Raw genomic sequence first — 25,101 nt, forward strand, 5'->3', positions numbered from 1 at the left:
AAGAACTCTGTCACGGGCAAAAAACCAAGGCGCCCATGGTCTACGCAATCGCGTCCACCGACAACCCGTTAGACCAAAGTCTCAGTCTGGTTAATCTTCGTCACAAAATATGACTGATTGATTTACTGTTGGCACCTGTCCAGACGGGCCTTTGCCGCCCCAAAGACCACAATAAACATAAAAATTCGAGGTACTCCCGTGGCCGCTGATATCGAAGATACCCGCTCCGCCCGCTTTGCCCTGCGCTGTTCAAGTTTTGCCGAACGCTGGTTCCCCGACTCCTGGGTATTTGCCGCCCTGGCGGTGATCATCGTGGCCGTGGCAACCATGGCCATGGGCGCCAAACCCACTGACGCGGCCATGGCTTTCGGTGATGGGTTCTGGAGCCTGATTCCATTCACCATGCAGATGGCGTTCGTGGTCATCGGCGGTTATGTGGTCGCCAGTTCCCCGCCCGCGGTGAAACTCATCGACCGTCTGGCCCGGATCCCGAAAAACGGTCGCTCGGCCGTGGCCTGGGTCGCGTTGATTTCCATGGTGGCGTCGCTGCTGAACTGGGGCCTGTCGCTTGTGTTCGGCGGCTTGCTGGTGCGCGCCCTCGCCCGCCGCACCGACCTGAAAATGGATTACCGCGCCGCCGGTGCGGCCGCGTATCTGGGCCTTGGCGCCGTGTGGGCCCTGGGCCTGTCGTCGTCCGCCGCGCAATTGCAGGCCAACCCGGCCAGCCTGCCGCCGTCGATTCTGTCGATCACCGGCGTCATTCCGTTCACCCAGACCATTTTTCTCTGGCAGTCCGGCGTCATGTTGCTGGCACTGATCGTGATTTCGCTGATCATTGCCTACGCCACCGCTCCCGGCCCGAACACGGCTCGCGACGCCGAAGCCTGCGGCATCGACCCGAGCTTCAACCTGCCACCGCTGCAACCGCGCACCCGTCCCGGTGAATGGCTGGAACACAGCCCGCTGCTGACGATTTTGCTGGTGCTGCTGGCAGCGGGATGGCTGTTCCACGAGTTTTCGACTAAACCGGCAATCAGCGCGATCTCGGGCCTGAACACTTACAACTTCCTGTTCATCATGCTCGGTGCGCTGCTGCACTGGCGTCCGCGCAGCTTCCTCGATGCCGTGTCCCGAGCGGTGCCGACCACCACTGGCGTGCTGATCCAGTTTCCGCTCTACGGCTCGATCGCTGCGCTGATGACCACGGTCAAAGGCACTGACGCGCAGACCCTGGCCCACCACATCTCGACCTTCTTCGTCAGCATTGCGTCCCACGACACCTATGCGCTGCTGATGGGCGTTTACTCGGCGATTCTCGGTTTCTTCATCCCATCCGGCGGCGGCAAATGGATCATCGAAGCGCCTTACGTCATGCAAGTGGCCACCGACCTGAATTACCACCTGGGTTGGGCCGTGCAGATCTACAACGCGGCTGAAGCCCTGCCGAACCTGATCAACCCGTTCTACATGCTGCCGCTGCTGGGCGTGCTTGGGTTAAAGGCGCGGGACTTGATCGGCTTTTCGTTCGTGCAATTGCTGGTGCACACGCCGCTGGTGCTGTTTCTGCTGTGGGCGCTGGGGACGACGCTGACGTATACGGCGCCGGTGATGCCTTAAATGAGGTTGATTGCACCTGCAGGGGGCAGGTGCAATCAGGTTTGATCGGAGGGTAAAACCCTCAGCAACTCAGGCAGTGCCGTCTGAACGGTATCCCACACCACTTCAAGATTGATATCGAAATAGCCGTGAGCAATACGATTGCGCATACCTCGCATGCTGCGCCACGGCACCTGTGAGTTTTCGCTCGCAAAGTCCGAATAGCCATCCATTGCTTTGGTGGCTGCTTCACCAATAATGATGAGGCTCATGATCACCGCTTGCTGGGTACGTTTGTCTTCGAAAAACTCTTCTTTACTCAATCCTCGACAAAGATCAGCGCATCGCCAGCGGCTTGCCGCATATGGCCGAGGTAATCTCCGAGACGATTAACAGTCATACGGGACGAGCCTGGTCGAGCACCTGCTGACGAAACTTCAAAGGAAGATCTCCCGGCGTCAGCAAATCAACACTGACCCCCAGCAAATCCTCAAGCTCGACTTGAAGCCCTCCGAGATCGAAAAGCGTGGCCCCAGGGAGCGCGTCCACCAGCAAATCAAGGTCACTCCCCTCTTTATCTGTCCCGAGTAACGCGGAACCGAATACACGAGGGTTAGACGTGCGAAATCGACCGACGACCTCGCGGACGGCTGCTCGTTTTAGATCCAGTGCAATTGAGGGTTTCATGGTTGACCTTTGCCAAGTCCAGTAATTTGCCAGTCTAGCAGTGCTCGAGAATGGTAGACACTGCCCCTCTTGTTACCCTCTGTCACATCCCACGGCATCCAGACTGAACCACGCCCCGTAGCAAATAATAGCTCAGTGCCACTACTTTGCTTTACCGCCCCGCTGCTCCGGTAATATCCTTGCGCGAATATTATCTGTTTCAACTTTTTGCAGGCCGGAAAGGGAGTTCATCGCAATGATCGTAGGGATTGACCTGGGGACCACCAACAGCCTCGTTGCCGTCTGGCGTGGGGAGTCCAGCGAGTTGGTGCCCAATGCCCTGGGCCAGTTTCTCACCCCCAGCGTGGTGGGCCTTGATGATCAAGGCCGCGTGTTGGTGGGCCAGGCCGCCCGCGAACGTTTGCACACCCATCCGCGCCAGACCGCTTCGCTGTTCAAGCGGCACATGGGCAGCGCCACGGAAGTGCGCCTGGGAGACAGATCATTCCGCCCCGAAGAGCTTTCGGCGCTGGTGCTCAAAAGCCTGAAGGAAGACGTCGAACGGGCCTTTGGCGAAACCGTGCATGAAGCGGTGATCAGCGTGCCGGCCTACTTCAGCGATGCCCAGCGCAAGGCCACGCGGATTGCCGGTGAACTGGCCGGTCTGAAGGTTGAAAAGCTGATTAACGAGCCGACCGCGGCAGCCCTGGCGTATGGGCTGCACCAACGGGACAAGGAAACCTCGTTCCTGGTGTTCGACCTCGGTGGCGGCACCTTCGACGTGTCGATCCTGGAGCTGTTCGACGGCGTCATGGAAGTGCGCGCCAGCGCCGGCGACAACTTCCTGGGCGGCGAAGATTTCGACAGCGTGCTGCTTGAGCATTTCCTTGAGCACCATCGCAACACCGACAACTTTCCTGACCGCAACAGCATCATCCAGCCGTTGCGTCGCGAGGCCGAGCGCGTGCGCAAAGCCCTGGGCCAAGACAGTAGCGCCGAATTCAGCCTGCGGGTCGACGGCCAGCAATGGACGCAAACCATCACCCAAGCGCAACTGGCCACGCTCTACACGCCACTGCTCGAACGCCTGCGCACGCCAATCGAGCGGGCCCTGAGAGACGCGCGGATTCGGGTCAGTGATCTCGACGAAATCCTGCTGGTGGGCGGTACGACGCGCATGCCGCTGGTGCGCAAACTGGCAGCCGGCCTGTTTGGGCGTTTTCCTTCGATCAGTCTCGACCCGGACGAAGTCGTAGCCCACGGTGCGGCGATCCAGGCAGCCTTGAAAGCACGCTCCGCCGCGCTGGAAGAAGTGGTGCTGACCGACGTCTGTTCTTACACATTGGGCATCGAGACGACGACTCAAATCGGCCAGCAGTACGAAAGCGGGCATTACCTGCCGATTATTGAGCGCAACAGCATCGTGCCGGTGAGCCGGGTCAAGACGGTGTATACGCTGCAAGATAACCAAGAGCACGTGCTGCTGAAGATCTTTCAGGGCGAAAGCCGTCTGGTCAAAGACAACGTGGCATTGGGCGAACTGGACATCAAAGTGCCGAAACGCAAGGCCGGCGAAGTCGCCCTCGATGTGCGCTTCACCTATGACAACAACGGTTTGCTCGAAGCCCAGGTGGTCATCCCGCTGACGGGCGACAAGCATTCGCTGGTGATCGAAAACAACCCCGGCGTGCTCACTCCCGAGGAGATCCAGCAGCGATTGGAGGGCCTGGCGCTGTTGAAGATTCATCCGCGCGATCAGCAGGTCAATACCGTTTTGACCGCACGCCTTGAGCGTCTCTATCAGGAGAGTCTGGGGCAGATGCGTGAACAGATCGGTCATTGGGCCAAACAGTTTCAGCACGTGCTTGATTCGCAGGACGAACGCCGGATCCGCGAAGCGCGCAGCGAACTGACCCAGCAACTGGGCACGCTGGACAACGGCCTGTGGCAGTGAGGAGCGGCAACATGGATTGCTGGTCTGTGCTGGAACTGCCCGAAGACGCCGACGCGCGCACCATCAAGCGAAGCTATGCGCGACTGCTGAAAACCTTCCGGCCCGATGAAGATCCTGAAGGCTTTCAGCGTTTGCGTGAGGCTTATGAGGAGGCGCTGAGTGTGGCGCAATGGCGGGCCGAAAACGCCGCCGAAGAACGTGAAGTCGCAACAGCCGACGTTGTCGAGAAGCCGAATCACGCCGACCTTCAGGCGTGGTCCGATGTGCTCGACGGGCGTCCCTTGAGCCTTAAAAATCCGCCCCTGCTTCGGCCCTTGAACCTTGAAAGTCCGTCCTCTCTTCGCTCACTGAACCTTTCACCGGTCAATCCCCAGCCCTTGCACGAACCGGTCGTCACGCCGGACGAGCTAGCGGCACGCGCCTTGCTCGAAGGACTCTCGGAGCAGAATCTGTCCGAGCGCTGGGCGCAGGCGCAGCAACAGCACTGCGCCCAGGCGTTTGAGCAGTTGCTGCTGGCGTTGTGTTTCGATCATCCAGGCTTGCTCCGTCCGATTGCCACCTGGACGGTCCATCACCTCGATTGGCTCGCGCCCTGGCAAAACGTCGAAATGACCGATTGGCAGCAAGACGCGCTCGCCAGCGGTTTGCTGCAGGAGTATCGGCAGGCGCTGCAGGAATTGCTCGAAGGCGGAAAAGAACGGGATTTCCTTACTCAACTCAAAAGTTACACCGCACAGCCCTGGCTGCAGGTGTTCGATCGACGCCAGGAGTGGCAGAGAATCCTTCTGCAATTGTTCAACGACACCCAATGGAGCCTGCCGCTGTTCGACCGCGTCGGTCAGGTGTTTGGCTGGGACGATGAAAAAGGCATTCATCCTGAACCGGCGTCGCTCTGGGAAGCACTGATCGAGCGCTGCAATCAGGAAAGCTTCTACGCAAGCCTGCAGGCCAAGGCGCAAGACAGCCGGACCTGGGCCGCTGACGTTCAGGCCGCCCATTTGCTGATGAACCCGATGAAGCCGGGGCAACAGAAGAAAATGATCGACGGCTTTGGCCGGAACGAATGGCAGGCCTGTCATGACCTTGCGCAAACCCTCAAGTGGCGTTACCCGGAATTGCGCTTACGGTTGCCCCACGCCGATGTTTTCCACTGGCGACGTTTCCTGCCGCGCCCCATCACCGATGAAACCTGGGTGCGTGTCTGGGCCGGCATCGCACTGGCGCTGTTTTTGTTTTGTTTCCCAGCCCAGTACAAATCCCACGGCTTCAACATCAGCATCCCGATGATATTCACCTCTTTGGTATTCGCCTGCGTTCCGGTCTGGTTCCTCCGTTTCGCCATGAGCTGGTGGGTGCCGATCATCTCGCATGTCATTGTCCAGGACCTGTGGCTGACCGAAGGCCTGGTCCCCCGACACTGGAACCCGGATACCCGCTGGCTGGTGATCCGACATGGTGTTCCGCAAGCCGTCCTCACGCTGCTGTTCGGGCTTCTGTTGGGTTGGCCGGGCATGGCGACTTATGTCGGTTTCATGCTGATCGGACTCTTGCACAAGCGCCGTATCGGTCAGCTTGATCCTGAACTGGCTGCTCGGCGTCCATGGTTGACCGCACTGCATTGGGCGCACTTCAGTCCGTTGCAGTTGGTGTTTTTGCTGGTGATGGTCGGCGTCATTTTCGTGTGCCGGATGTATTTCCCGGAGCTTCACCTGACGCATTTGATGTTCAGGTGAGCGATTGTCGGCCGATCTGCTTAAGTAACTATCGCCCGCGATCAACGCGGACCCACGCTGAAAAGGATCTGAGCATGTTCAAACTGACAGGACTTACCCTCGCTGCCCTCACCTTGAGCGCCGCCGCCCACGCCAATGTCGATCTGAAACTGGGCAGCACCGAACGCGTCACGCGGCTGTTCGCCTACCCCAACAACTGCAACGTGATCTGTTTCCGTAACTGGACGCTCGAGCAGACGGTCGAGCATTACCTGACCCAAAGCGTGCAACGCGACGGTTACAGCACCGCGAAGGTGCGGGTCAAAACCGATAACGGTCAGCTGTATGCCGACATCAGCGGCGTGCCAAAGGGTTACGAAAAGCCGCTGGCCGCGCTGCTCGATGCGGGCGATCTGGCCTATACCGGCGCCAAAAAACTCAACGTTGACGGCAAGTGGGCTTACAGCTGGTATCTGTTCCTGCCCTTGGGCATGGCCCTGGAAAATCGCAAAAGTGTCGAATTGCTGCATTTCCCGCCGGATTACTCCCTGACCCAAGCCCAGGATTACCTGCGTTCCGCCACCACGGATCGTTGGGCTACGCTGCTGACCGACAACGGTATCCCCGCCGATCAGACGCCGGGCTACCAGACCATCATTGATATCGCGCCGATTGCGGCGCCGGCCAGTGCCGGCAAGGATCTGGAAGGGGTCTACGACTACTTCAAGGACTACCAGACCACCATGGTCAAGGAAGTCAGCCAGAATGCCCGCGGCGCGGCATTGCCGATGGTCGCGTTCGGCGCGCCGGTGCGTAACTGGATCAAGCAGCAATACGGGCCGACCGTTGATGTGCTGGGCCTGGCCACTATCAGCCCGAGCGCCGGGGTGAAGGTGCCGGTGCTGGGTTCCAACCACCCGAGTTACATCTGGTACGCCGCCAACCCGGAGAGCTACACCGGCGACGATGCTCAGGCCAAGGCTGACGCCGCAGGACTGAAAGTCATGGGCCAGGATTTGAGCGCCGCCTGCTGGCAGGCCGGTATGGGCAGCAAACCCGGGACCGACCCGACCGTTCAGCTGAAAGGCTGCACCCAGACGTGGCAAGTGACGCAGAAAGAAAAAACCTGCGAGCTGTTCTACACCTCGATCCGCAACCTGACGCCTGAACAAGCCGTCGCCAAGTGCGCGACGATGCCGATCCAGTCCGAGCTCAAACAGCTGCAAGCCCCGGCACCTGTGACAGCGGCTCCGGCACCTGCGCTGTAATCGGCTCCTTTTGCGCGTGAGCGAAGGCTTACGCGCAAAAGCGCACTTTCCTCCTGTCAGTTCTGACAGTAGACCCGTCGTTTCATTTGCGAGATCTTGAGGTAACCCCCTGTGTTGCAGGGCTGACAGGACGTCAGTTTTGGAAGTCGCAACGCGTTGCCGACAAGGATCGTTATGAAACCTCACCCCCTGCATGGACAAGTTGCGCAACCTCCTGATGGAATCTATCCCTTCCCGGAGCTACCGCTGGGCCTTGGATTTCCCTCCCGGGTCGATTTCGAGATTATCTACAACGCCAGTGGATTGGCAGTGGCCATCATCGCCCTGCGCGAATTTCCACGGATCAGCCGAATCTGCCGCGTGTCGGGGCATCTCCTGCCTTATCGCCATCGACATACCCGGCAATTGGCACCTGGTATCCACGTCTACGACCCACACTTCAGCGGGCTGCTGAGTCACTCTTGCGACCCCAATGTCTTTTTCGACATGAGCGAACTGTGGTTGTGGGCACTGAAGGATATTAAGAAAGGCGACAACCTGATGATGGATTTCGCCACGACCGAGGACAAACTGCTGCGCCAATTCGCCTGTCAGTGCGCGTCCCCGGAGTGTCGAGGCTGGATCTGCGGCTACGACGAATCGCCAAACGCCGACGGCCAGTTGTATTACCACCACTGGCGTCGGCGCAGCCTTTGCTGAGCGGCGTTACAACGTCTCGACCGGACGCAGTCGGTACTGCGGCGGCAATTGCTCAAAACCGCTGATGGTCGTGTTCAGGCTTTTCCAGCGACCGTCCTTGATGCCGTAGATGCAGCCGTGGATCGACAGGTTCTGCCCGCGATGCCAAGCGTTTTGCACAATGCTGGTATGGCCGACGTTGGCCACTTGCTGGATCACGTTGAGCTCGCAGAGACGGTCGACCCGTTCTTCTTCGGTCGGCAACTCGGCCAGTTCTTCGCGCTTCTCGTAATAAAGGTCACGGATCGAGCGCAGCCAGCCGTCGATCAGGCCCAACTGGCGATCCTGCATCGAAGCCCGTACACCGCCGCAGCCGTAGTGGCCCGTGACGAGGATGTGTTTGACCTTGAGCACGTCGACCGCGTACTGAATCACCGACAGGCAGTTGAGGTCGGTGTGCAGCACCACGTTGGCCACGTTGCGGTGGACGAACAGGTCGCCGGGCAGCATGCCGACGATCTCGTTGGCCGGCACCCGCGCATCGGAACAGCCAATCCACAAGTATTCCGGCGTTTGTTGTCGGGCCAGCTTGGAGAAGAAGTCCGGATCTTCCTGTTTGATCGCCTCGGCCCAGCGTTCGTTGTTATCAATCAGATCTTGTAATTCGTTCATGCTGTAAAGCCTCAAGAATGATGCGCTGGTTTGACACACAACCATCCGTCGGGGTCACGCGCTTGATGCAAGTATGGCCGGTGGAATTCTCAGGAGTTCAGTGGGTCCACCCTAGTAAGGCCCACAGTATGAGGAATTGCCATGACTGATTCACGACGTCCGTACGATGCGGCGCAACCCGAGCCCATCGATGACAACGAAGACCGCATGGGTTCGATGCATGAGCTGGATTTCGACGAGGAAGAACCCAGCGCGAAAATCGGCGACGAGATCCCGGAAAACGAACGCGAACGCCTGATGCCTCGGGAACGCGTGCGTGAAGCAGGCATGACCGGCGCCTCGACCGATGACCATGAGTCTACCGATGATGACATGAGCCCGGAAACGTTGATTCGTGAAGACGGCGCACGGGATGCCCATGAAGCCGGTGAAGGCAATCAGGCGGATTGGGATTTGAGCATTGTCGATGAAGACGATATCGGCGGGGGTAACGGGCTGGATGAAGAAGAACTGGCGCGTCGGGATCCGATGGATGGTAATCGTTGATCGTTGATGTCAGTCAGGACGCCTTCGCGGGCAAGCCTCGCTCCTACAAGATTGGTGTCGTACCCACTAATCCCGTAGGAGCGAGGCTTGCCCGCGAACCTTAAAAAGACTCAATCGACGAGAGTGCAGGCCATGACCACCGCATCTTCCCGCCCACCCACCGCCGGGTAGTAATCCCGACGACGGCCAATCTCGTTAAACCCATACCGCTCATACAACTTGAATGCACCACGGTTACTGTCGCGCACTTCCAGGAAACACTCCCGCGCCTTGGCGTCATACGCCCGGGACATCAAATGCTCCAGCAGCGTCAAGCCCAGGCCACGGCCCTGATTCTCAGGTTTGACGGTGATGTTCAGCAGATGCGCTTCATCCAGAATGATCTGCACCACGCCATGACCGACCTGCTGCTGGCCTTCAAACATCAGCCATATCTGATATTTACCCAGCCCATCCAGAAAAATCCCGCGGGTCCAGGGATGGCTGTACGCCGCGTATTCGATTTTCAGTACAGCATCCAAGTCCGCCTCGGTCATCGGGCGGAACGATACAGCGTCACTCATTCGATTCTTTCCAGCGCGCCATCAGCCGACGCATGGCTTGCCAGACATCAGCCTTACGCTGTGGCTCTTCCATTAATAATTCCAGGCCCGGCAGGGCCCAGACCGAGCCCAGGCCTTCGACCTGGAGTTCACGGTTGAAGGATTCGGCGTTCGCTTCACCGGCAAAACGCACCGCTGGCAGGCCGATCAGCCAAACACAGACGCACGGAGCGTCTTCCAGTCGGGCCGAGAGAAAACCTTGCACGAAATCCCGAGCGGCTTCCGGCCCCTGGTCCATGGTGCCCCGGGCCAGCAGCGGCCAGCGCACCGGCTCGCCGATGATCTGCGGGGCGTCAGGCAGACCCGCGGCGCGCAGCATGTCTTTGAGCAAAAGATAGGCTGGATCGCGGGTCTGGAACGGTTCGCCTGTGGGTAACTCGACCAACAGCAGGCAACGACCGGCGCGCAACAATTGCAGGGAAAAACGCGGTGGCGGCACTTGCACAGCCTTGGCGACGACCGGTGCAGCCTCTTCTTCGACCTTGGCGTTCGTGCGCGTGCTGGCCAACGAGGGGCGCGGCACCTCGATTTTCACCCGTTCCGTCGGCGCCACCACCGGCGCAGCGGCGGCGTTGGCGGCAGGCGCTGGCGCAGAAACAGGCACCAACGGCGCGACGACCAGCGGCTCCGGCATCTCCAGCAGCTCGGGCCGTGAAGGCGCGGCAAAGGGCAATTCGGTGCGCGGCAGCCAGTTGACCACCTGCATGGCGGTCAAATAGGCGCGGCGACGGGACTCGATAAGCAAAGGTCGGCCACTTGTGGATAACTAAAGTGCGGTGATTCTACCGCCCTTCGCTCAAGATCGCCCGCGCTTGATCGATACTCTTTCCCTTAGAAACAGCTACAGCCTGTCCCGAGAGTGAATCGCATCGGTCCCGATGCAGTACAATCGCGGCTTTTAATCGCCAACCAGCCGGCCATTCCGATGATCGAACCCAAGCGCGTCTTGCGCGCCCTCGCTGAACACTGGGCACTTCTGGAGCCACTGTGCGAGCACTTCGACCAAGGCACATTGAGCCTCAACGAACTGCGTTCACAGTTGGCCGCCCAGCAACTCGACAGTACGCCGCAGGACATCACCAGCCTGCTGGACGTGTGGATCCGCCTCGACATTCTGGTTCCCGTGGCGAAAAGCCCGAACCGTTTCGAGCTCAACGCGCAAATCCACGACTTCCTCGCTTACTTGCGCCGTGAGCACCGTCTGGGCCTGTGCCTGGAGATCGAAGCCTATCTGCGCCACCTCGAACGCCTGGCCGGTTACATCCAGGACGCCTTCGACATCCGCGACGGCCACGACCTGGCGCGTCAATTGCGCCTGCTCGACATGCGTGTGCGCGACGTGCTGAAGAAACTGGCCAACGACGAACAGGCCCTGGTGGCCGTCGCCGAGCGGGCCAAGACCAGCGATCGGCAAATCCCGCTGCGTCAGCGTTACGCTGAAGTACTGGCGACCTGGGACGAATACGTCGAGCCGATGATTCAGTTGGTGAACGCCGACGGCGCCTTCGAACAAGGCGTGCGCAAGGTCGAGAACGTGCTGCTGAAGATGCTCACGGAACAGCAGCGACTCGGCCACTTGGTCGATGACGACATGCTGCTGCGCACCCACGCGCGCATCCTCGAAATGCAGACCAGCGCCCAGTTGACCCTGCGCCACGCCCGCGAATTGTTGCTGCCGCTGCGTGAAGAAGCGCGCCGCCACAACGCCGTGACCCGTGGCGCGGCGCTGGCCTTGTCGGCCATCCGTCGCAAAGGCATCGATGCGGTGCCGCAAGCGGCGATGCCGATGTTCACTCGGCCACAAAGCACGTTCCTCGGCAGCGCCAGTCAGGTCGAAGCCTACGTTTATGCGCTGGCCCGATTCGAGCCGAAACCGGCACGCTTCCCCAAGGCCCACAAGACGCAGAAAGGCGAAGCCCCGCGCGCGCCACGCACGGTTCGCGAAATGCTCGAACGCTGCGAAGACGCCCTGCCGATGCCCGACCTGATGACTTGGCTGCTGGAGCAGGAACCGGACGGCGCCACCGACGAATTGCTGTACTGGTTCTCGCGCCTGTCTCGGGAAAAACGCTTCAAACGCGAGCGTCTGGAACGCCGCGATTACCACACTCACGAGCACCAGGTCAGCCTGCGCTCCTTCGCCCTGCTCTCGGCCCGCGACACCGCCGCCGAGGATTCTGCGAGCACCCCACATGCATCTTGATCTATCCGAACTGTCCCAGCTTGCGCCGATCTTCCGCGAACTGTTCAAGGGCTACCACGTCAGCCGCCGCGATCCGGAGCTGTACGCGCAACTGTCGAACTTTCAGGACCAGTACCGCACGCTGTTCAGGGCGCTGGGCTATGAGCTGGTCTGCGACACCCGTGGTTTCTACTACTTCGTGCCGGACCTCGCCGCTGCGGCGGTGAACAAGACTGCGCAACGCCTGGCGTTGTTCACCTTCATCCTCGTCGAGCACTTGGCGGATCAGGGCCGTGACCCGGTCGCCGTGCTCGACGGTGGCAGCCTCGGCCGCGATGAATTGCCGTCCTTGCTGGAAAAGTACCGCGACCTGTTTATCCAGGCCGAAGTGCAGACCGTGGAAGAACTCGAAGAAAAAATCATGCGCCGCATGACGCAGCTCGGTTTTGCCGGCGAAGAGAACGGCGTCTACCGTTTCCTGCCGCCGATGCACCGTTTCCTCGATGTCTGCCTGTCGGTCCAGCAGGATCGCGATCTGGCCGCCAGCCTGCACAGCGTGCTGCCTCTGCCGGTCCCGGTGCTGATCGATGACGACAGCGACGAAAAATTGCTGCAAACCGACGATCCGCTCGATCTGAGCGACTTCGAAGAAGAAAGCGAAGAAGACGCCATGGCCCGCGCCATTGCCGAAGAACAGGAGACCGACGCATGAGCAAGGAACGCTACGGCATTCGCCGCTTTGCCCTTTTGAACACCGCGGGTTACAGCCTCGGTCTGTTTCCGCTGGAAGAGCCGCTGTCGGTCTACGGCGCGAACAACCTCGGTAAATCCGCTTCGATCAACGCCTTGCAGTTCCCGATTCTGGCGCGCATGTCGGACATGAGTTTCGGCAAGTACAGCCTGGAACAATCCCGTCGTTTCTACTTCGCCTCGGACACCAGTTACATCCTGGTCGAGGTTTCGCTGCCCCACGGTCCGCACGTGATCGGCGTGGTCGGCCGTGGTCCGGGCGGTGGTTTCGGTCACCAGTTCTTTGCCTACGCCGGCAAACTGGACCTGGCCCATTACCAGAAGAACGACACCTGCCTGCGGCAGAAAGAGCTGTTCACCAACCTTGAGCGCGAAGGCCTGAAAGCCTACGAGCTCAAGCCGGATGAACTGCGCCGCTTGCTGGTCGGCGGTCACACTTCGATCCCGCTGGATCTGACGCTGATCCCGCTGCGCTCCACCAGCGAGCAGAGCCTGAAGACTTTCCGCGCGCTGTTCATCAACCTGCTGCACATGCGCGAAATCACCGCGGCCAAGCTCAAGCAATTGTTCCTCGATGCCTTCGAACACAGCCTGCGTTCCGGCAGCGTCGATTACATCGCTGCGTGCGAAGAAGCGTTCCGCGATGTACGACGCATGGAGCAGGACTACAACTCGCTGGTCACCGCCGGCCCGCTGGTTGAAGCCCTCGCCGCTGGCGTGACCCAGCGCAATATCCTGCGCGGCAAGCTGCACCGGATCTCGCCGCTGCTCGATTCGCTGCTCGGCACCTGGTCGGACTACGCCAGTGCACGCAAAGAAGAGCTGACGATTCAGGCCGAGCACTACCGCAACGAACAGGACGCGCTGCAAAACGATCAGCGCGGCGGCACTCAGGAATTGATGCGCCTGGAGCGGGAAATCACCGGCATCCAGCGCTGGCTCGGCGAACTGTCCGCGCTGAAGAATCGCTTCGCTTTGGTCGATGACGTCAAAGTGCTGGAGCAGCAACTGCTCGCGGCCAAGGACGCGCACGATGAACTGGCCGGTGCATTGGCCCAGTCGCGACAGTTCTCGGCCGAAGACCTTGAAGAACGTCTGCGGGACCTGGAAAAACGCCTTAAATCGGTGAAGCAGCAACTCGATCACGCCGACAACAACAGCTACGCCCGTCTGCGCGAAGAGTTCTCGCAGCAGGACGTCGAGCGCCTGATGCGCCTGTTCAACAGCGCGCTGTTCAGCCTGCCGCTGGGTGAGCACGGGATTACGCTGGACGAGGACGGTCAGTGGGTCAAATCCCTGGAGCTGATCCTCGACGGTTTCAAAGGTGAGCGTTTTGAAGTGCCGGGGCTGGCCATCGATATCTCGCACATCGAGCCGCCCGCCCTGCAAGCCCTAGCTGACCGCGCCGCGTTGCGTGATCAGAAAGAGCGACTGGAGAAAGAGCTCAAGCAACTGAAAACCCAGGCTGCGGTGGTCGCCGACCGCGCAGCGAGCAAGACCCAGACCGAAGCGCTGTACCAGCAAGTGCTGGACGCGCAAAAAGCTCTGGAAGATTTCCGTCGCGCGCAAACCCTGAGCGCCGAGGAAGGCGACAAGCTGGAACAACTGGCGCAGATGGAAGCGGCGCAGGACGAGTTGAAGCGTTCCAGCGATGCCTTCACCGAACGTGTCCAGCAACTGTCGGCCAAGCTGCAACTGGTCGGCCGGCAGATCGGCGACATGGAAGCCAAGCAACGCACCCTCGACGACGCCTTGCGCCGCCGTCAGCTGTTACCCGCAGACCTGCCTTTCGGCACGCCGTTCATGGACCCGATCGACGATTCCATGGACAACCTGCTGCCGCTGCTCAATGACTATCAGGACAGCTGGCAGGGTTTGCAGCGCAGTGACGGTCAGATCGAGGCGCTTTACGCGCAGGTCCGTCTCAAGGGCGTGGCCAAGTTCGACAGCGAAGACGATATGGAGCGTCGCCTGCAACTGCTGATCAACGCTTATGCGCACCGTACCGACGAAGCATTGACCCTGGGCAAGGCACGCCGTGCGGCGGTGACCGACATCGCCCGAACCCTGCGCAACATCCGCAGCGACTACGACAGCCTCGAGCATCAACTGGCGCTGTTCAACCGCGAGATCAACAAGCGTCAGGTCTCCAACCTGCAGAGCTTCCGCATCGTGCTCGCGCCGAACAAGGAAGCGCTCAAACACATCGACCAGATCATCCACAGCGCCGGCCAGTACGAAGAAGGCGAAACCCTTTCGGTCTTCGACCTGAGCCAAAGCGCCGATCAGGACAACAAGAACGAAGAAGCCAAGGAATACCTGGCGCGCCTGGTGGCGGCGAACCACAACCAGCTCGGCCTCAAGGACTTGTTCGAACTGGCGTTCGAGATCACCAAGGTCAACGGTCAACCGGTTATCCACACCGACATCGACGGCGCGGCCTCCAACGGCACCACGATGACCATCAAGGCGCTGACCAACATGTACTTGTTGCTGCACTTGATGGACCGCGACCAGGCTGGTCGCGTGCGTTTGCCGTACTACCTCGACGAGGCGGCGGACATCGACGAGAAGAACCAGGCAGCGTTGCTGGAAACCAGCCTGCAACTGGGCTTCGTGCCGATCCTGGCGAGTGTGAAACCGCAGGTTTGCGCCAGTGTGGCGATTGACCTGGAAGGTGGCAGCGGGCCGAACGGGATCTACATTGACGAGGCGGACTGGAAGTACATTCGCCGGCATGATGAGGTGAAGGCTACCGTTAACGTTGAAGCGGACGAGCCGGAGCTGGACGCGGTTTGATCTGGAGTTAAATCGAAGGCAATAAAAAGGCCGCGATCCAATGGATCGCGGCATTTTTTCATTGCGTGGGATTTGTAGTGGACTTCAGGGCCTCTTCGCGGGCAAGCCCGCTCCCACAGGATCTGCGGTGTCAATGCAGTTTATGCGACACCATACATCCCTGTGGGAGCGGGCTTGCCCGCGAAGGCGCCATGAAAGACGCCAATAAACTACTTGCCGATAGAAATCTTCGGCGCCCAAGTCAGCCATTCATCTTCAAACTTGTCGAACAGCGGGAAGGTTTGCTCAGCCCGTGCCGGGCTGCCCATGCGATCGCCGTCCGGGGTGGCGAAGGCAATGCCGCCCTGAATCAGCGTCTCCAGCGATTCGGTACGGACCGTCGCGCCTTTGAACAAGCCGTAGTCGAACCCGAAACCGCTGGTGTTCCAGAAACGCGTGCCGCTGCGCACCAATGGCGCGTATTTCGGCTCGATCAGAATGTGCACCAACACACGGTCAGCGGTCTGGCCCAATTCATAACCCGTCACCTTGCCCACGGTGACCTCGCGGTACGTTACCGGCACACCGGTTTTCAGTGAACCACGGCGAGCGGCGCTCAGGACCAGACTCAAACCGGCTTCTTGCTTGGCCGATTCCGGTGGAGTGGCCAGGGCGACGAAGTTCTTCTGCGGACCGAGGTTCTTCGCTGCCGGCTGCACTTCGATGTATTGGCCAGTTACCAGCGTTTCCAGGTTAGAGGTCTTGATCAGGCCCAACTCAGGCTTGACCACCCAGAACTGACTGCCGACCCGGGCAATGCGCTCCGGCACTTCGGTAATACGTGCGGTGAGCATCACCGATTGCAGGTCATCACTGAGGTCGACATCTTCGATCTTGCCGACATCCAGGCCTTTGAATCTCACGGGGGTGCCGCTGCGCAAGCCATCGGCGCGCTCGACCTTGATGGTGACCACGGTGCCTTTCTGACTGGCTTCGTCATGGTTAGCGAACAGACGGAAACGCGGGATCTTCTTTTGCAGCGGGGCTTTGGCTTCCGGTGTTTCAAAGGCGATGCCGCCGGCCATCAGGCTTTGCAGCGACTCGCTTTTGACCTGGATTCCGCCGGTCAGCCCGCCGGTGAGCGTGATGCCACTGGCATTCCAGAAGCGTGTCGAGGCATTGACCAAACCTTCGTATTCCTTCTCGATGTGGACACCGATCACCAACTGTTTTTTGGTACGCGAAAACTGATAGCTCTGGACTGAACCGACCTTGACCTGCTTGTAGAGAATCGGGCTGCCGACCTCCAGTGAACCAAGGTTTTCGGTGAACAGCACCAGGTGTAATCCAGGTGCCCGCAAGTCGAGCGGCGGTGGCTTCGGCCGTGCCACAAACTCGCGCTGCGGTGCCGCGCCCTTGTCTCCTGGACGCACGGCGATGTAGTTGCCTTTGACCAACGCTTCGAGACCGGTGATACCAGCCAGCGAGATTGAGGGTTTGACCACCCAGAACTGAGTGCCTTCAACCAGATAATCTTCTGCCAGTGGATCGAGGGTTAATTCGGCGGTGGCACTGGATAGATCTGGATCGATCTTGAGCGCTTTCAGATTGCCGACCTGGATGCCTTTATACATAACCGGTGTGCGACCGGCCTGCATTCCTTCGAAGTCGCTGAGTTTGACCTTGACCCGAATACCGGCGGCGGCGGCATCGAAATCCTCGTAGAGACGGAATGGCAGACTCGGATCGGTGGGCGGGCTGTCTTTGCGGTTCTCCGGCGTTGCGAAGGCAATACCGCCGGCAACAATGCTGGCCAGAGACTCGCTGCGCACTTTTACACCGGACAGGTTGGCGTCGATGCTGATGCCGCTGGCGTTCCAGAAACGTGTGTGTTTGCGCACCAGATTGGCGTAGGTAGGCTCAATGAACACTTTGAGTTCGACTGTGCTTTGGTCTTCCGACAGCAAGTAGCTTTTGACCTGGCCGACCTTGATCTGCTTGTAGAACACCGGGCTGCCGCGATTCAGTGAACCGAGACGATCAGCCTTGATGGTGAGGTGCAGACCGGGCTGGGAGTCCGAGAGAGGTGGTTCTTCAGCCAGAGCCTTGAACTTGCGGGTAGGCTCGCCCTCGCCGGGGCTGATGGCCACGTAGTTGCCGGACACCAGCGTTTCCAGTCCGGTGATACCGGCCAGGGTCACGCTCGGCTTGACCAGCCAGAAACGAGTGCTGGTCTTGAGGTATTGCTCAACGTCCTTATTCATCTCGACGGTGGCGATCACCCCTTTGGAGCTGCCTTCGTCATCGAGTTTAAGGGTTTTTACCTTGCCGACTGACATGCCCTTGTAGACGACTTCAGTCTTGTTGGCCTGAATGCCTTCACCGCTTTCGAAACGCACCTGTATTTCGATGCCGGTCTCGCTGTAGGCACGCCAGCCGAGCCAGCCGCCGATGATCAAGGCGATCAGGGGTAACACCCAGATAGCAGACCAGTTCGAGGCAGGTCGGGTTTTAGCTGTAGGCAAATCAGTCATGGTCGTCGTCCGACTCCGTGTTATCCCAAATCAGTCGGGGATCGAAAGTAACTGCGGCAAGCATCGTCAGAATCACAACACTGGCAAAAGCAATGGCGCCAAGATTGGCTTCGACGCTGGCAAGCCGTCCGAAATTCACGACCGCCACCAGGATGGCGATCACAAAGATGTCCAGCATCGACCAGCGGCCGATGAACTCGATAAAGCGGTACATCCATATTCGTTGGCGTGCCGAGAGTGGCTGGCGCCGTTGTACTGAAAACAGCAGCAACGCGATGCCCACCAGCTTGAAGGTGGGTACCAGAATACTGGCGATAAAAACCACGGCGGCGATGGGAATCATGCCGTGTTGAACCAGCTGGATAACGCCGGACATGATGGTGCTGGGATCGCCCTGCCCCAAGGAACTGACGGTCATGATCGGCAGCACGTTGGCCGGGATATAGAGAATCGCTGCGGTGACCAGCAGCGCCCAGGTCCGTATGACACTGTTCGGGCGACGGGCGTGCACCAGCGCACCGCAACGGGTGCAGGTCTGCTCGTCGGTGTCGGCTTCCTGCTTGTTCAATTCATGGCATTCGGTGCAAATCAGAATGCCTGCATCAATCGCCCGCATGGGCATCCTCTCCTGACAAAGCCTGCCAGATCTGATGAGGCGACATCACGATCTCCAGCCAGACCTGGACCAACAACAAACTGATAAAGCAGGCCAAACCAAGACCTACGGTAATGGCTGCCATATCTGCCAGTTTTACGATCGCCACCAGTACGCCCATGAGATAAACCTCGAGCATCCCCCAGTCCCGTAGATGGTGATAAATGCGGTAAAGCAGCAAACCATAGCTGCGTCCGATATCAAACCGAATGCTCAACAGCACGGCCAATTGGCAGAGCAGCTTGAGCAACGGGATTCCCATGCTGCACAGGAACACAATCACCGAGACGCCTTGCATGCCGGTATCGAACAGACCGACAACGCCGGTCCAGACGGTGTCTTGCGACGATTGCCCGAGTAGATTGAGCTGCATGATGGGTAAAAAGTTCGCCGGGATGTACAACAACAGAGCGGCGATGACCAACGCGAGACTGCGCTGCACTACGTTGTGCCGATGGGCGTAGAGTTCGTAACCGCAGCGCGGGCACAGGGCTTTCTCGCCATGGGCGAGTTCGGGCTTGCGCATCAGCAAGTCACACTCATGGCACGCCACCAAGTCGTCCAGCGGTAATTCTGACAGCCCGGGGGCGTCAACCAGATCTGGCATAAGGGCTCTGGCTCCGAAAAAGTTGGACCTATTCTAGTGTCATGAGTCGAAAATAACTGTGCAAAATTGTGTTGTAACTTGAGGAGACTTTCCTGCGGACAAAACAAAACCCCTACCTGCATACGCAGATAGGGGTTTCGGAATTTAATCTTGACGATGACCTACTCTCACATGGGGAAACCCCACACTACCATCGGCGATGCATCGTTTCACTGCTGAGTTCGGGATGGGATCAGGTGGTTCCAATGCTCTATGGTCGTCAAGAAATTCGGTAGCCAGGTCGTTTGCCTTACGGCGCACGCTCCAGCGAATGGGTATGTGATAGATCTTCGGTGTTTGTGAACAATTCGAACTTTCGGTTCATTTCGTCTTCACACACCGCAATCTGGTGCTCTTTCGCTTTTGGGCTCGAAGCAAGCAAATTGCTTGGGTGTTATATGGTCAAGCCTCACGGGCAATTAGTATTGGTTAGCTCAACGCCTCACAGCGCTTACACACCCAACCTATCAACGTCGTAGTCTTCGACGGCCCTTCAGGGGACTCAAGGTCCCAGTGAGATCTCATCTTGAGGCTAGTTTCCCGCTTAGATGCTTTCAGCGGTTATCTATTCCGAACATAGCTACCCGGCAATGCCACTGGCGTGACAACCGGAACACCAGAGGTTCGTCCACTCCGGTCCTCTCGTACTAGGAGCAGCCCCTCTCAAATCTCAAACGTCCACGGCAGATAGGGACCGAACTGTCTCACGACGTTCTAAACCCAGCTCGCGTACCACTTTAAATGGCGAACAGCCATACCCTTGGGACCGGCTTCAGCCCCAGGATGTGATGAGCCGACATCGAGGTGCCAAACACCGCCGTCGATATGAACTCTTGGGCGGTATCAGCCTGTTATCCCCGGAGTACCTTTTATCCGTTGAGCGATGGCCCTTCCATACAGAACCACCGGATCACTAAGACCTACTTTCGTACCTGCTCGACGTGTCTGTCTCGCAGTCAAGCGCGCTTTTGCCTTTATACTCTACGACCGATTTCCGACCGGTCTGAGCGCACCTTCGTACTCCTCCGTTACTCTTTAGGAGGAGACCGCCCCAGTCAAACTACCCACCATACACTGTCCTCGATCCGGATAACGGACCTGAGTTAGAACCTCAAAGTTGCCAGGGTGGTATTTCAAGGTTGGCTCCACGCGAACTGGCGTCCACGCTTCAAAGCCTCCCACCTATCCTACACAAGCAAATTCAAAGTCCAGTGCAAAGCTATAGTAAAGGTTCACGGGGTCTTTCCGTCTAGCCGCGGATACACTGCATCTTCACAGCGATTTCAATTTCACTGAGTCTCGGGTGGAGACAGCGCCGCCATCGTTACGCCATTCGTGCAGGTCGGAACTTACCCGACAAGGAATTTCGCTACCTTAGGACCGTTATAGTTACGGCCGCCGTTTACCGGGGCTTCGATCAAGAGCTTCGCGTTAGCTAACCCCATCAATTAACCTTCCGGCACCGGGCAGGCGTCACACCCTATACGTCCACTTTCGTGTTTGCAGAGTGCTGTGTTTTTAATAAACAGTCGCAGCGGCCTGGTATCTTCGACCGGCATGGGCTTACGCAGTAAATGCTTCACCCTCACCGGCGCACCTTCTCCCGAAGTTACGGTGCCATTTTGCCTAGTTCCTTCACCCGAGTTCTCTCAAGCGCCTTGGTATTCTCTACCCAACCACCTGTGTCGGTTTGGGGTACGGTTCCTGGTTACCTGAAGCTTAGAAGCTTTTCTTGGAAGCATGGCATCAACCACTTCGTGTTCTAAAAGAACACTCGTCATCAGCTCTCGGCCTTAGAATCCCGGATTTACCTAAGATTCCAGCCTACCACCTTAAACTTGGACAACCAACGCCAAGCTGGCCTAGCCTTCTCCGTCCCTCCATCGCAATAACCAGAAGTACAGGAATATTAACCTGTTTTCCATCGACTACGCTTTTCAGCCTCGCCTTAGGGACCGACTAACCCTGCGTCGATTAACGTTGCGCAGGAAACCTTGGTCTTTCGGCGTGGGTGTTTTTCACACCCATTGTCGTTACTCATGTCAGCATTCGCACTTCTGATACCTCCAGCAAGCTTCTCAACTCACCTTCACAGGCTTACAGAACGCTCCTCTACCGCATCACCTAAGTGATACCCGTAGCTTCGGTGTATGGTTTGAGCCCCGTTACATCTTCCGCGCAGGCCGACTCGACTAGTGAGCTATTACGCTTTCTTTAAAGGGTGGCTGCTTCTAAGCCAACCTCCTAGCTGTCTAAGCCTTCCCACATCGTTTCCCACTTAACCATAACTTTGGGACCTTAGCTGACGGTCTGGGTTGTTTCCCTTTTCACGACGGACGTTAGCACCCGCCGTGTGTCTCCCATGCTCGGCACTTGTAGGTATTCGGAGTTTGCATCGGTTTGGTAAGTCGGGATGACCCCCTAGCCGAAACAGTGCTCTACCCCCTACAGTGATACATGAGGCGCTACCTAAATAGCTTTCGAGGAGAACCAGCTATCTCCGAGCTTGATTAGCCTTTCACTCCGATCCACAGGTCATCCGCTAACTTTTCAACGGTAGTCGGTTCGGTCCTCCAGTTAGTGTTACCCAACCTTCAACCTGCCCATGGATAGATCGCCCGGTTTCGGGTCTATTCCCAGCGACTAGACGCCCTATTAAGACTCGCTTTCGCTACGCCTCCCCTATTCGGTTAAGCTCGCCACTGAAAATAAGTCGCTGACCCATTATACAAAAGGTACGCAGTCACCCAACAAAGTGGGCTCCCACTGCTTGTACGCATACGGTTTCAGGATCTATTTCACTCCCCTCTCCGGGGTTCTTTTCGCCTTTCCCTCACGGTACTAGTTCACTATCGGTCAGTCAGTAGTATTTAGCCTTGGAGGATGGTCCCCCCATATTCAGACAAAGTTTCTCGTGCTCCGTCCTACTCGATTTCATGACTAAGAGATTTTCGCGTACAGGGCTATCACCCACTATGGCCGTACTTTCCAGAACGTTCCGCTAATCTCAAAGCCACTTAAGGGCTAGTCCCCGTTCGCTCGCCACTACTAAGGGAATCTCGGTTGATTTCTTTTCCTCAGGGTACTTAGATGTTTCAGTTCCCCTGGTTCGCCTCTTAAGCCTATGTATTCAGCTTAAGATAACCATCTTATGATGGCTGGGTTCCCCCATTCAGACATCTCCGGATCAAAGTCTGTTTGCCGACTCCCCGAAGCTTTTCGCAGGCTACCACGTCTTTCATCGCCTCTGACTGCCAAGGCATCCACCGTATGCGCTTCTTCACTTGACCATATAACCCCAAGCAATCTGGTTATACTGTGAAGACGACATTCGCCGAAAATTCGATAATACTCAATTAAGAGCAACTCACAAATTTTACCTTAGCCTGATCCGTTACCAGTGAAAGTAACGTTCAGTCTATCTTTCTATCACATACCCAAATTTTTAAAGAACGATCTAGCCAAAGACTAGAAATCAACATTCACCATCATCACAATGGAATGCTCATTTCTAAGCTTTCAACAAACAGAAGCAGTAGTGGTGGAGCCAAACGGGATCGAACCGTTGACCTCCTGCGTGCAAGGCAGGCGCTCTCCCAGCTGAGCTATGGCCCCGTATTTCTACAGGTTCCCACACAAAATTGGTGGGTCTGGGCAGATTCGAACTGCCGACCTCACCCTTATCAGGGGTGCGCTCTAACCAACTGAGCTACAGACCCAATTTCGGGCTGCTTCTTATCGTCTTCTTCAATGAATCAAGCAATTCGTGTGGGAACTTATGGAGCAGCTGATGTCGTCGATTAAGGAGGTGATCCAGCCGCAGGTTCCCCTACGGCTACCTTGTTACGACTTCACCCCAGTCATGAATCACACCGTGGTAACCGTCCTCCCGAAGGTTAGACTAGCTACTTCTGGTGCAACCCACTCCCATGGTGTGACGGGCGGTGTGTACAAGGCCCGGGAACGTATTCACCGCGACATTCTGATTCGCGATTACTAGCGATTCCGACTTCACGCAGTCGAGTTGCAGACTGCGATCCGGACTACGATCGGTTTTCTGGGATTAGCTCCACCTCGCGGCTTGGCAACCCTCTGTACCGACCATTGTAGCACGTGTGTAGCCCAGGCCGTAAGGGCCATGATGACTTGACGTCATCCCCACCTTCCTCCGGTTTGTCACCGGCAGTCTCCTTAGAGTGCCCACCATTACGTGCTGGTAACTAAGGACAAGGGTTGCGCTCGTTACGGGACTTAACCCAACATCTCACGACACGAGCTGACGACAGCCATGCAGCACCTGTCTCAATGTTCCCGAAGGCACCAATCCATCTCTGGAAAGTTCATTGGATGTCAAGGCCTGGTAAGGTTCTTCGCGTTGCTTCGAATTAAACCACATGCTCCACCGCTTGTGCGGGCCCCCGTCAATTCATTTGAGTTTTAACCTTGCGGCCGTACTCCCCAGGCGGTCAACTTAATGCGTTAGCTGCGCCACTAAGAGCTCAAGGCTCCCAACGGCTAGTTGACATCGTTTACGGCGTGGACTACCAGGGTATCTAATCCTGTTTGCTCCCCACGCTTTCGCACCTCAGTGTCAGTATCAGTCCAGGTGGTCGCCTTCGCCACTGGTGTTCCTTCCTATATCTACGCATTTCACCGCTACACAGGAAATTCCACCACCCTCTACCATACTCTAGCTTGTCAGTTTTGAATGCAGTTCCCAGGTTGAGCCCGGGGATTTCACATCCAACTTAACAAACCACCTACGCGCGCTTTACGCCCAGTAATTCCGATTAACGCTTGCACCCTCTGTATTACCGCGGCTGCTGGCACAGAGTTAGCCGGTGCTTATTCTGTCGGTAACGTCAAAACACTTACGTATTAGGTAAATGCCCTTCCTCCCAACTTAAAGTGCTTTACAATCCGAAGACCTTCTTCACACACGCGGCATGGCTGGATCAGGCTTTCGCCCATTGTCCAATATTCCCCACTGCTGCCTCCCGTAGGAGTCTGGACCGTGTCTCAGTTCCAGTGTGACTGATCATCCTCTCAGACCAGTTACGGATCGTCGCCTTGGTGAGCCATTACCTCACCAACTAGCTAATCCGACCTAGGCTCATCTGATAGCGCAAGGCCCGAAGGTCCCCTGCTTTCTCCCGTAGGACGTATGCGGTATTAGCGTCCGTTTCCGAGCGTTATCCCCCACTACCAGGCAGATTCCTAGGCATTACTCACCCGTCCGCCGCTCGCCACCAGGTACAAGTACCCGTGCTGCCGCTCGACTTGCATGTGTTAGGCCTGCCGCCAGCGTTCAATCTGAGCCATGATCAAACTCTTCAGTTCAAACATCTTTGGGTTTTTAAGAAACCCTAAACTTGGCTCAGCAATCGTTGGTTACATCTTTGATTTCTCGCGGAGTAACTTGTGATGCTGATAATCTTGTTGACTATCAGTCTGACTCCACAAGCACCCACACGAATTGCTTGATTCAGTTGTTAAAGAGCGGTTGGTTAAGATCTTTCGTCTCAACCGAGGCGCGCATTCTACAGCAGCCTCTGTTGCTGTCAAGCGGTTATTTTCAGAAGTTTTCAAAGTTTCCTTTGCAACTTCAACCACTTGCGCTTCCGATCTCTCGTTAGCGGGAGGCGAATTCTACAGCGTTACTCGCTGCTGTCAACACCTCTTTTTCTCCGCTTTCGACCGAGAAGATCGAATCGTCAATCAAGCCAAACAAACCTGCCTGATCAACTCCTTCTGAGCCTCGATGACCTGAAGCAACTCACTGCCGAAAACTGCGTAACTCTTTGTTTACCAATGAGTTTTTCGTTTCGACTGCGCCGGAAGTGGGGCGAATTATAGACTTCC

General features: G+C 57.5%; 17 protein-coding genes, 2 tRNA genes and 3 rRNA genes. 9 read left to right on the forward strand and 13 right to left on the reverse strand.

The window, feature by feature from the left end; translation table 11 throughout:
• Positions 1-198 precede the first annotated feature (198 nt).
• Positions 199-1,617 (forward strand): short-chain fatty acid transporter, encoded by a 1,419-nt coding sequence (locus tag ACA075_RS25690; protein ID WP_497296120.1) that lies wholly within the window; start codon positions 199-201, stop codon positions 1,615-1,617.
• A 35-nt stretch (positions 1,618-1,652) separates the two neighbouring features.
• Here the strand turns inward: ACA075_RS25690 and ACA075_RS25695 are convergent, their stop codons facing one another.
• A complete protein-coding gene (locus ACA075_RS25695; protein WP_497296121.1) occupies positions 1,653-1,919 on the reverse strand; it encodes a HepT-like ribonuclease domain-containing protein in 267 nt (88 codons plus the stop codon).
• A 73-nt stretch (positions 1,920-1,992) separates the two neighbouring features.
• Entirely contained in the window at positions 1,993-2,283 is a 291-nt protein-coding gene (locus ACA075_RS25700; protein ID WP_497296122.1) for a nucleotidyltransferase family protein, read from the reverse strand.
• Positions 2,284-2,518: 235 nt separating this feature from the next.
• Here ACA075_RS25700 and ACA075_RS25705 point away from each other — a divergent pair, with 235 nt between their 5' ends.
• From ACA075_RS25705 to ACA075_RS25720, 4 genes are all read left to right on the forward strand, one after another.
• On the forward strand, positions 2,519-4,216 hold the full coding sequence (locus ACA075_RS25705) for a molecular chaperone HscC (RefSeq protein ID WP_497296123.1): 1,698 nt from the start codon (positions 2,519-2,521) through the stop codon (positions 4,214-4,216).
• Between the two features lie 11 nt (positions 4,217-4,227).
• Positions 4,228-5,949 carry a J domain-containing protein gene (locus ACA075_RS25710; RefSeq protein ID WP_497296124.1) on the forward strand — a complete coding sequence of 574 codons (1,722 nt, stop codon included), beginning with the start codon at positions 4,228-4,230 and terminating at the stop codon, positions 5,947-5,949.
• Positions 5,950-6,023: 74 nt separating this feature from the next.
• A complete protein-coding gene (locus tag ACA075_RS25715) occupies positions 6,024-7,196 on the forward strand; it encodes a hypothetical protein (protein ID WP_497296125.1) in 1,173 nt (390 codons plus the stop codon).
• A gap of 174 nt (positions 7,197-7,370) precedes the next feature.
• A complete protein-coding gene (locus tag ACA075_RS25720) occupies positions 7,371-7,895 on the forward strand; it encodes an SET domain-containing protein-lysine N-methyltransferase (RefSeq protein WP_497296126.1) in 525 nt (174 codons plus the stop codon).
• A 6-nt stretch (positions 7,896-7,901) separates the two neighbouring features.
• On the opposite strand, the gene can is transcribed toward ACA075_RS25720, so the two are convergent.
• Entirely contained in the window at positions 7,902-8,546 is a 645-nt protein-coding gene (gene can / locus ACA075_RS25725) for a carbonate dehydratase (RefSeq protein ID WP_131063236.1), read from the reverse strand.
• 141 nt (positions 8,547-8,687) lie between these two features.
• Between can and ACA075_RS25730 the strand changes: the two genes are divergently transcribed.
• Entirely contained in the window at positions 8,688-9,092 is a 405-nt protein-coding gene (locus ACA075_RS25730) for a serine kinase/phosphatase (protein WP_497296127.1), read from the forward strand.
• 110 nt (positions 9,093-9,202) lie between these two features.
• Here the strand turns inward: ACA075_RS25730 and rimI are convergent, their stop codons facing one another.
• Together rimI and ACA075_RS25740 are read right to left on the reverse strand one after the other, a co-directional pair.
• Positions 9,203-9,655 carry a ribosomal protein S18-alanine N-acetyltransferase gene (rimI, locus tag ACA075_RS25735; RefSeq protein ID WP_008145534.1) on the reverse strand — a complete coding sequence of 151 codons (453 nt, stop codon included), beginning with the start codon at positions 9,653-9,655 and terminating at the stop codon, positions 9,203-9,205.
• Positions 9,648-10,400 (reverse strand): energy transducer TonB, encoded by a 753-nt coding sequence (locus ACA075_RS25740; RefSeq protein ID WP_497299336.1) that lies wholly within the window; start codon positions 10,398-10,400, stop codon positions 9,648-9,650. The genes rimI and ACA075_RS25740 overlap by 8 nt, the downstream gene beginning before the upstream one ends.
• A 219-nt stretch (positions 10,401-10,619) precedes the next feature.
• On the opposite strand from ACA075_RS25740, the gene mksB reads away from it, so the two are divergent.
• From mksB to mksF, 3 genes are read left to right on the forward strand one after another with little or no spacing between them, the layout of a single operon-like run.
• Positions 10,620-11,897: an Mks condensin complex protein MksB gene (gene mksB / locus ACA075_RS25745; protein WP_283181672.1), complete on the forward strand. Its 1,278-nt coding sequence runs from the start codon at positions 10,620-10,622 to the stop codon at positions 11,895-11,897.
• Positions 11,887-12,588, forward strand: a complete 702-nt coding sequence (gene mksE, locus ACA075_RS25750; RefSeq protein ID WP_219094310.1) for an Mks condensin complex protein MksE — start codon at positions 11,887-11,889, stop codon at positions 12,586-12,588. Before mksB ends, mksE begins: the two co-directional genes overlap by 11 nt.
• Complete coding sequence (gene mksF, locus ACA075_RS25755) at positions 12,585-15,425, forward strand: Mks condensin complex protein MksF (protein ID WP_497296128.1); 2,841 nt, start codon at positions 12,585-12,587, stop codon at positions 15,423-15,425. Before mksE ends, mksF begins: the two co-directional genes overlap by 4 nt.
• Positions 15,426-15,634: 209 nt before the next feature.
• On the opposite strand, the gene ACA075_RS25760 is transcribed toward mksF, so the two are convergent.
• From ACA075_RS25760 to ACA075_RS25795, 8 genes are all read right to left on the reverse strand, one after another.
• Complete coding sequence (locus tag ACA075_RS25760) at positions 15,635-17,938, reverse strand: PqiB family protein (protein ID WP_497296129.1); 2,304 nt, start codon at positions 17,936-17,938, stop codon at positions 15,635-15,637.
• Positions 17,931-18,554: a paraquat-inducible protein A gene (locus ACA075_RS25765; protein WP_497296130.1), complete on the reverse strand. Its 624-nt coding sequence runs from the start codon at positions 18,552-18,554 to the stop codon at positions 17,931-17,933. Before ACA075_RS25765 ends, ACA075_RS25760 begins: the two co-directional genes overlap by 8 nt.
• A complete protein-coding gene (locus ACA075_RS25770) occupies positions 18,541-19,200 on the reverse strand; it encodes a paraquat-inducible protein A (RefSeq protein ID WP_497296131.1) in 660 nt (219 codons plus the stop codon). Before ACA075_RS25770 ends, ACA075_RS25765 begins: the two co-directional genes overlap by 14 nt.
• Positions 19,201-19,348: 148 nt before the next feature.
• Positions 19,349-19,464, reverse strand: a 5S ribosomal RNA gene (gene rrf / locus ACA075_RS25775).
• A gap of 173 nt (positions 19,465-19,637) precedes the next feature.
• Positions 19,638-22,529: ribosomal RNA gene (locus ACA075_RS25780) — 23S ribosomal RNA — on the reverse strand.
• 249 nt (positions 22,530-22,778) lie between these two features.
• Positions 22,779-22,854 (reverse strand) — tRNA-Ala (locus ACA075_RS25785).
• 27 nt (positions 22,855-22,881) lie between these two features.
• Positions 22,882-22,958, reverse strand: a tRNA-Ile gene (locus tag ACA075_RS25790).
• 82 nt (positions 22,959-23,040) lie between these two features.
• Positions 23,041-24,579: ribosomal RNA gene (locus ACA075_RS25795) — 16S ribosomal RNA — on the reverse strand.
• Together the 16S, 23S and 5S rRNA genes with 2 tRNA genes alongside form the textbook arrangement of a ribosomal RNA operon.
• Positions 24,580-25,101 lie beyond the last annotated feature (522 nt).

The sequence above is a fragment of the Pseudomonas sp. LBUM1663 genome (assembly GCF_059695905.1).

What these genes read in the sequence shown, in the direction of transcription:
- ACA075_RS25730 (WP_497296127.1), top strand. Translation starts at nt 8,688, where the DNA reads ATGACTGATTCACGACGTCCGTACGATGCGGCGCAACCCGAGCCCATC.
- mksF (WP_497296128.1), top strand. Translation starts at nt 12,585, where the DNA reads ATGAGCAAGGAACGCTACGGCATTCGCCGCTTTGCCCTTTTGAACACC.
- mksB (WP_283181672.1), top strand. Translation starts at nt 10,620, where the DNA reads ATGATCGAACCCAAGCGCGTCTTGCGCGCCCTCGCTGAACACTGGGCA.
- ACA075_RS25760 (WP_497296129.1), bottom strand. Translation starts at nt 17,938, where the DNA reads ATGACTGATTTGCCTACAGCTAAAACCCGACCTGCCTCGAACTGGTCT.
- ACA075_RS25770 (WP_497296131.1), bottom strand. Translation starts at nt 19,200, where the DNA reads ATGCCAGATCTGGTTGACGCCCCCGGGCTGTCAGAATTACCGCTGGAC.
- ACA075_RS25740 (WP_497299336.1), bottom strand. Translation starts at nt 10,400, where the DNA reads ATGCAGGTGGTCAACTGGCTGCCGCGCACCGAATTGCCCTTTGCCGCG.
- ACA075_RS25705 (WP_497296123.1), top strand. Translation starts at nt 2,519, where the DNA reads ATGATCGTAGGGATTGACCTGGGGACCACCAACAGCCTCGTTGCCGTC.
- ACA075_RS25765 (WP_497296130.1), bottom strand. Translation starts at nt 18,554, where the DNA reads ATGCGGGCGATTGATGCAGGCATTCTGATTTGCACCGAATGCCATGAA.
- ACA075_RS25710 (WP_497296124.1), top strand. Translation starts at nt 4,228, where the DNA reads ATGGATTGCTGGTCTGTGCTGGAACTGCCCGAAGACGCCGACGCGCGC.
- ACA075_RS25715 (WP_497296125.1), top strand. Translation starts at nt 6,024, where the DNA reads ATGTTCAAACTGACAGGACTTACCCTCGCTGCCCTCACCTTGAGCGCC.
- rimI (WP_008145534.1), bottom strand. Translation starts at nt 9,655, where the DNA reads ATGAGTGACGCTGTATCGTTCCGCCCGATGACCGAGGCGGACTTGGAT.
- ACA075_RS25720 (WP_497296126.1), top strand. Translation starts at nt 7,371, where the DNA reads ATGAAACCTCACCCCCTGCATGGACAAGTTGCGCAACCTCCTGATGGA.
- can (WP_131063236.1), bottom strand. Translation starts at nt 8,546, where the DNA reads ATGAACGAATTACAAGATCTGATTGATAACAACGAACGCTGGGCCGAG.
- mksE (WP_219094310.1), top strand. Translation starts at nt 11,887, where the DNA reads ATGCATCTTGATCTATCCGAACTGTCCCAGCTTGCGCCGATCTTCCGC.
- ACA075_RS25700 (WP_497296122.1), bottom strand. Translation starts at nt 2,283, where the DNA reads ATGAAACCCTCAATTGCACTGGATCTAAAACGAGCAGCCGTCCGCGAG.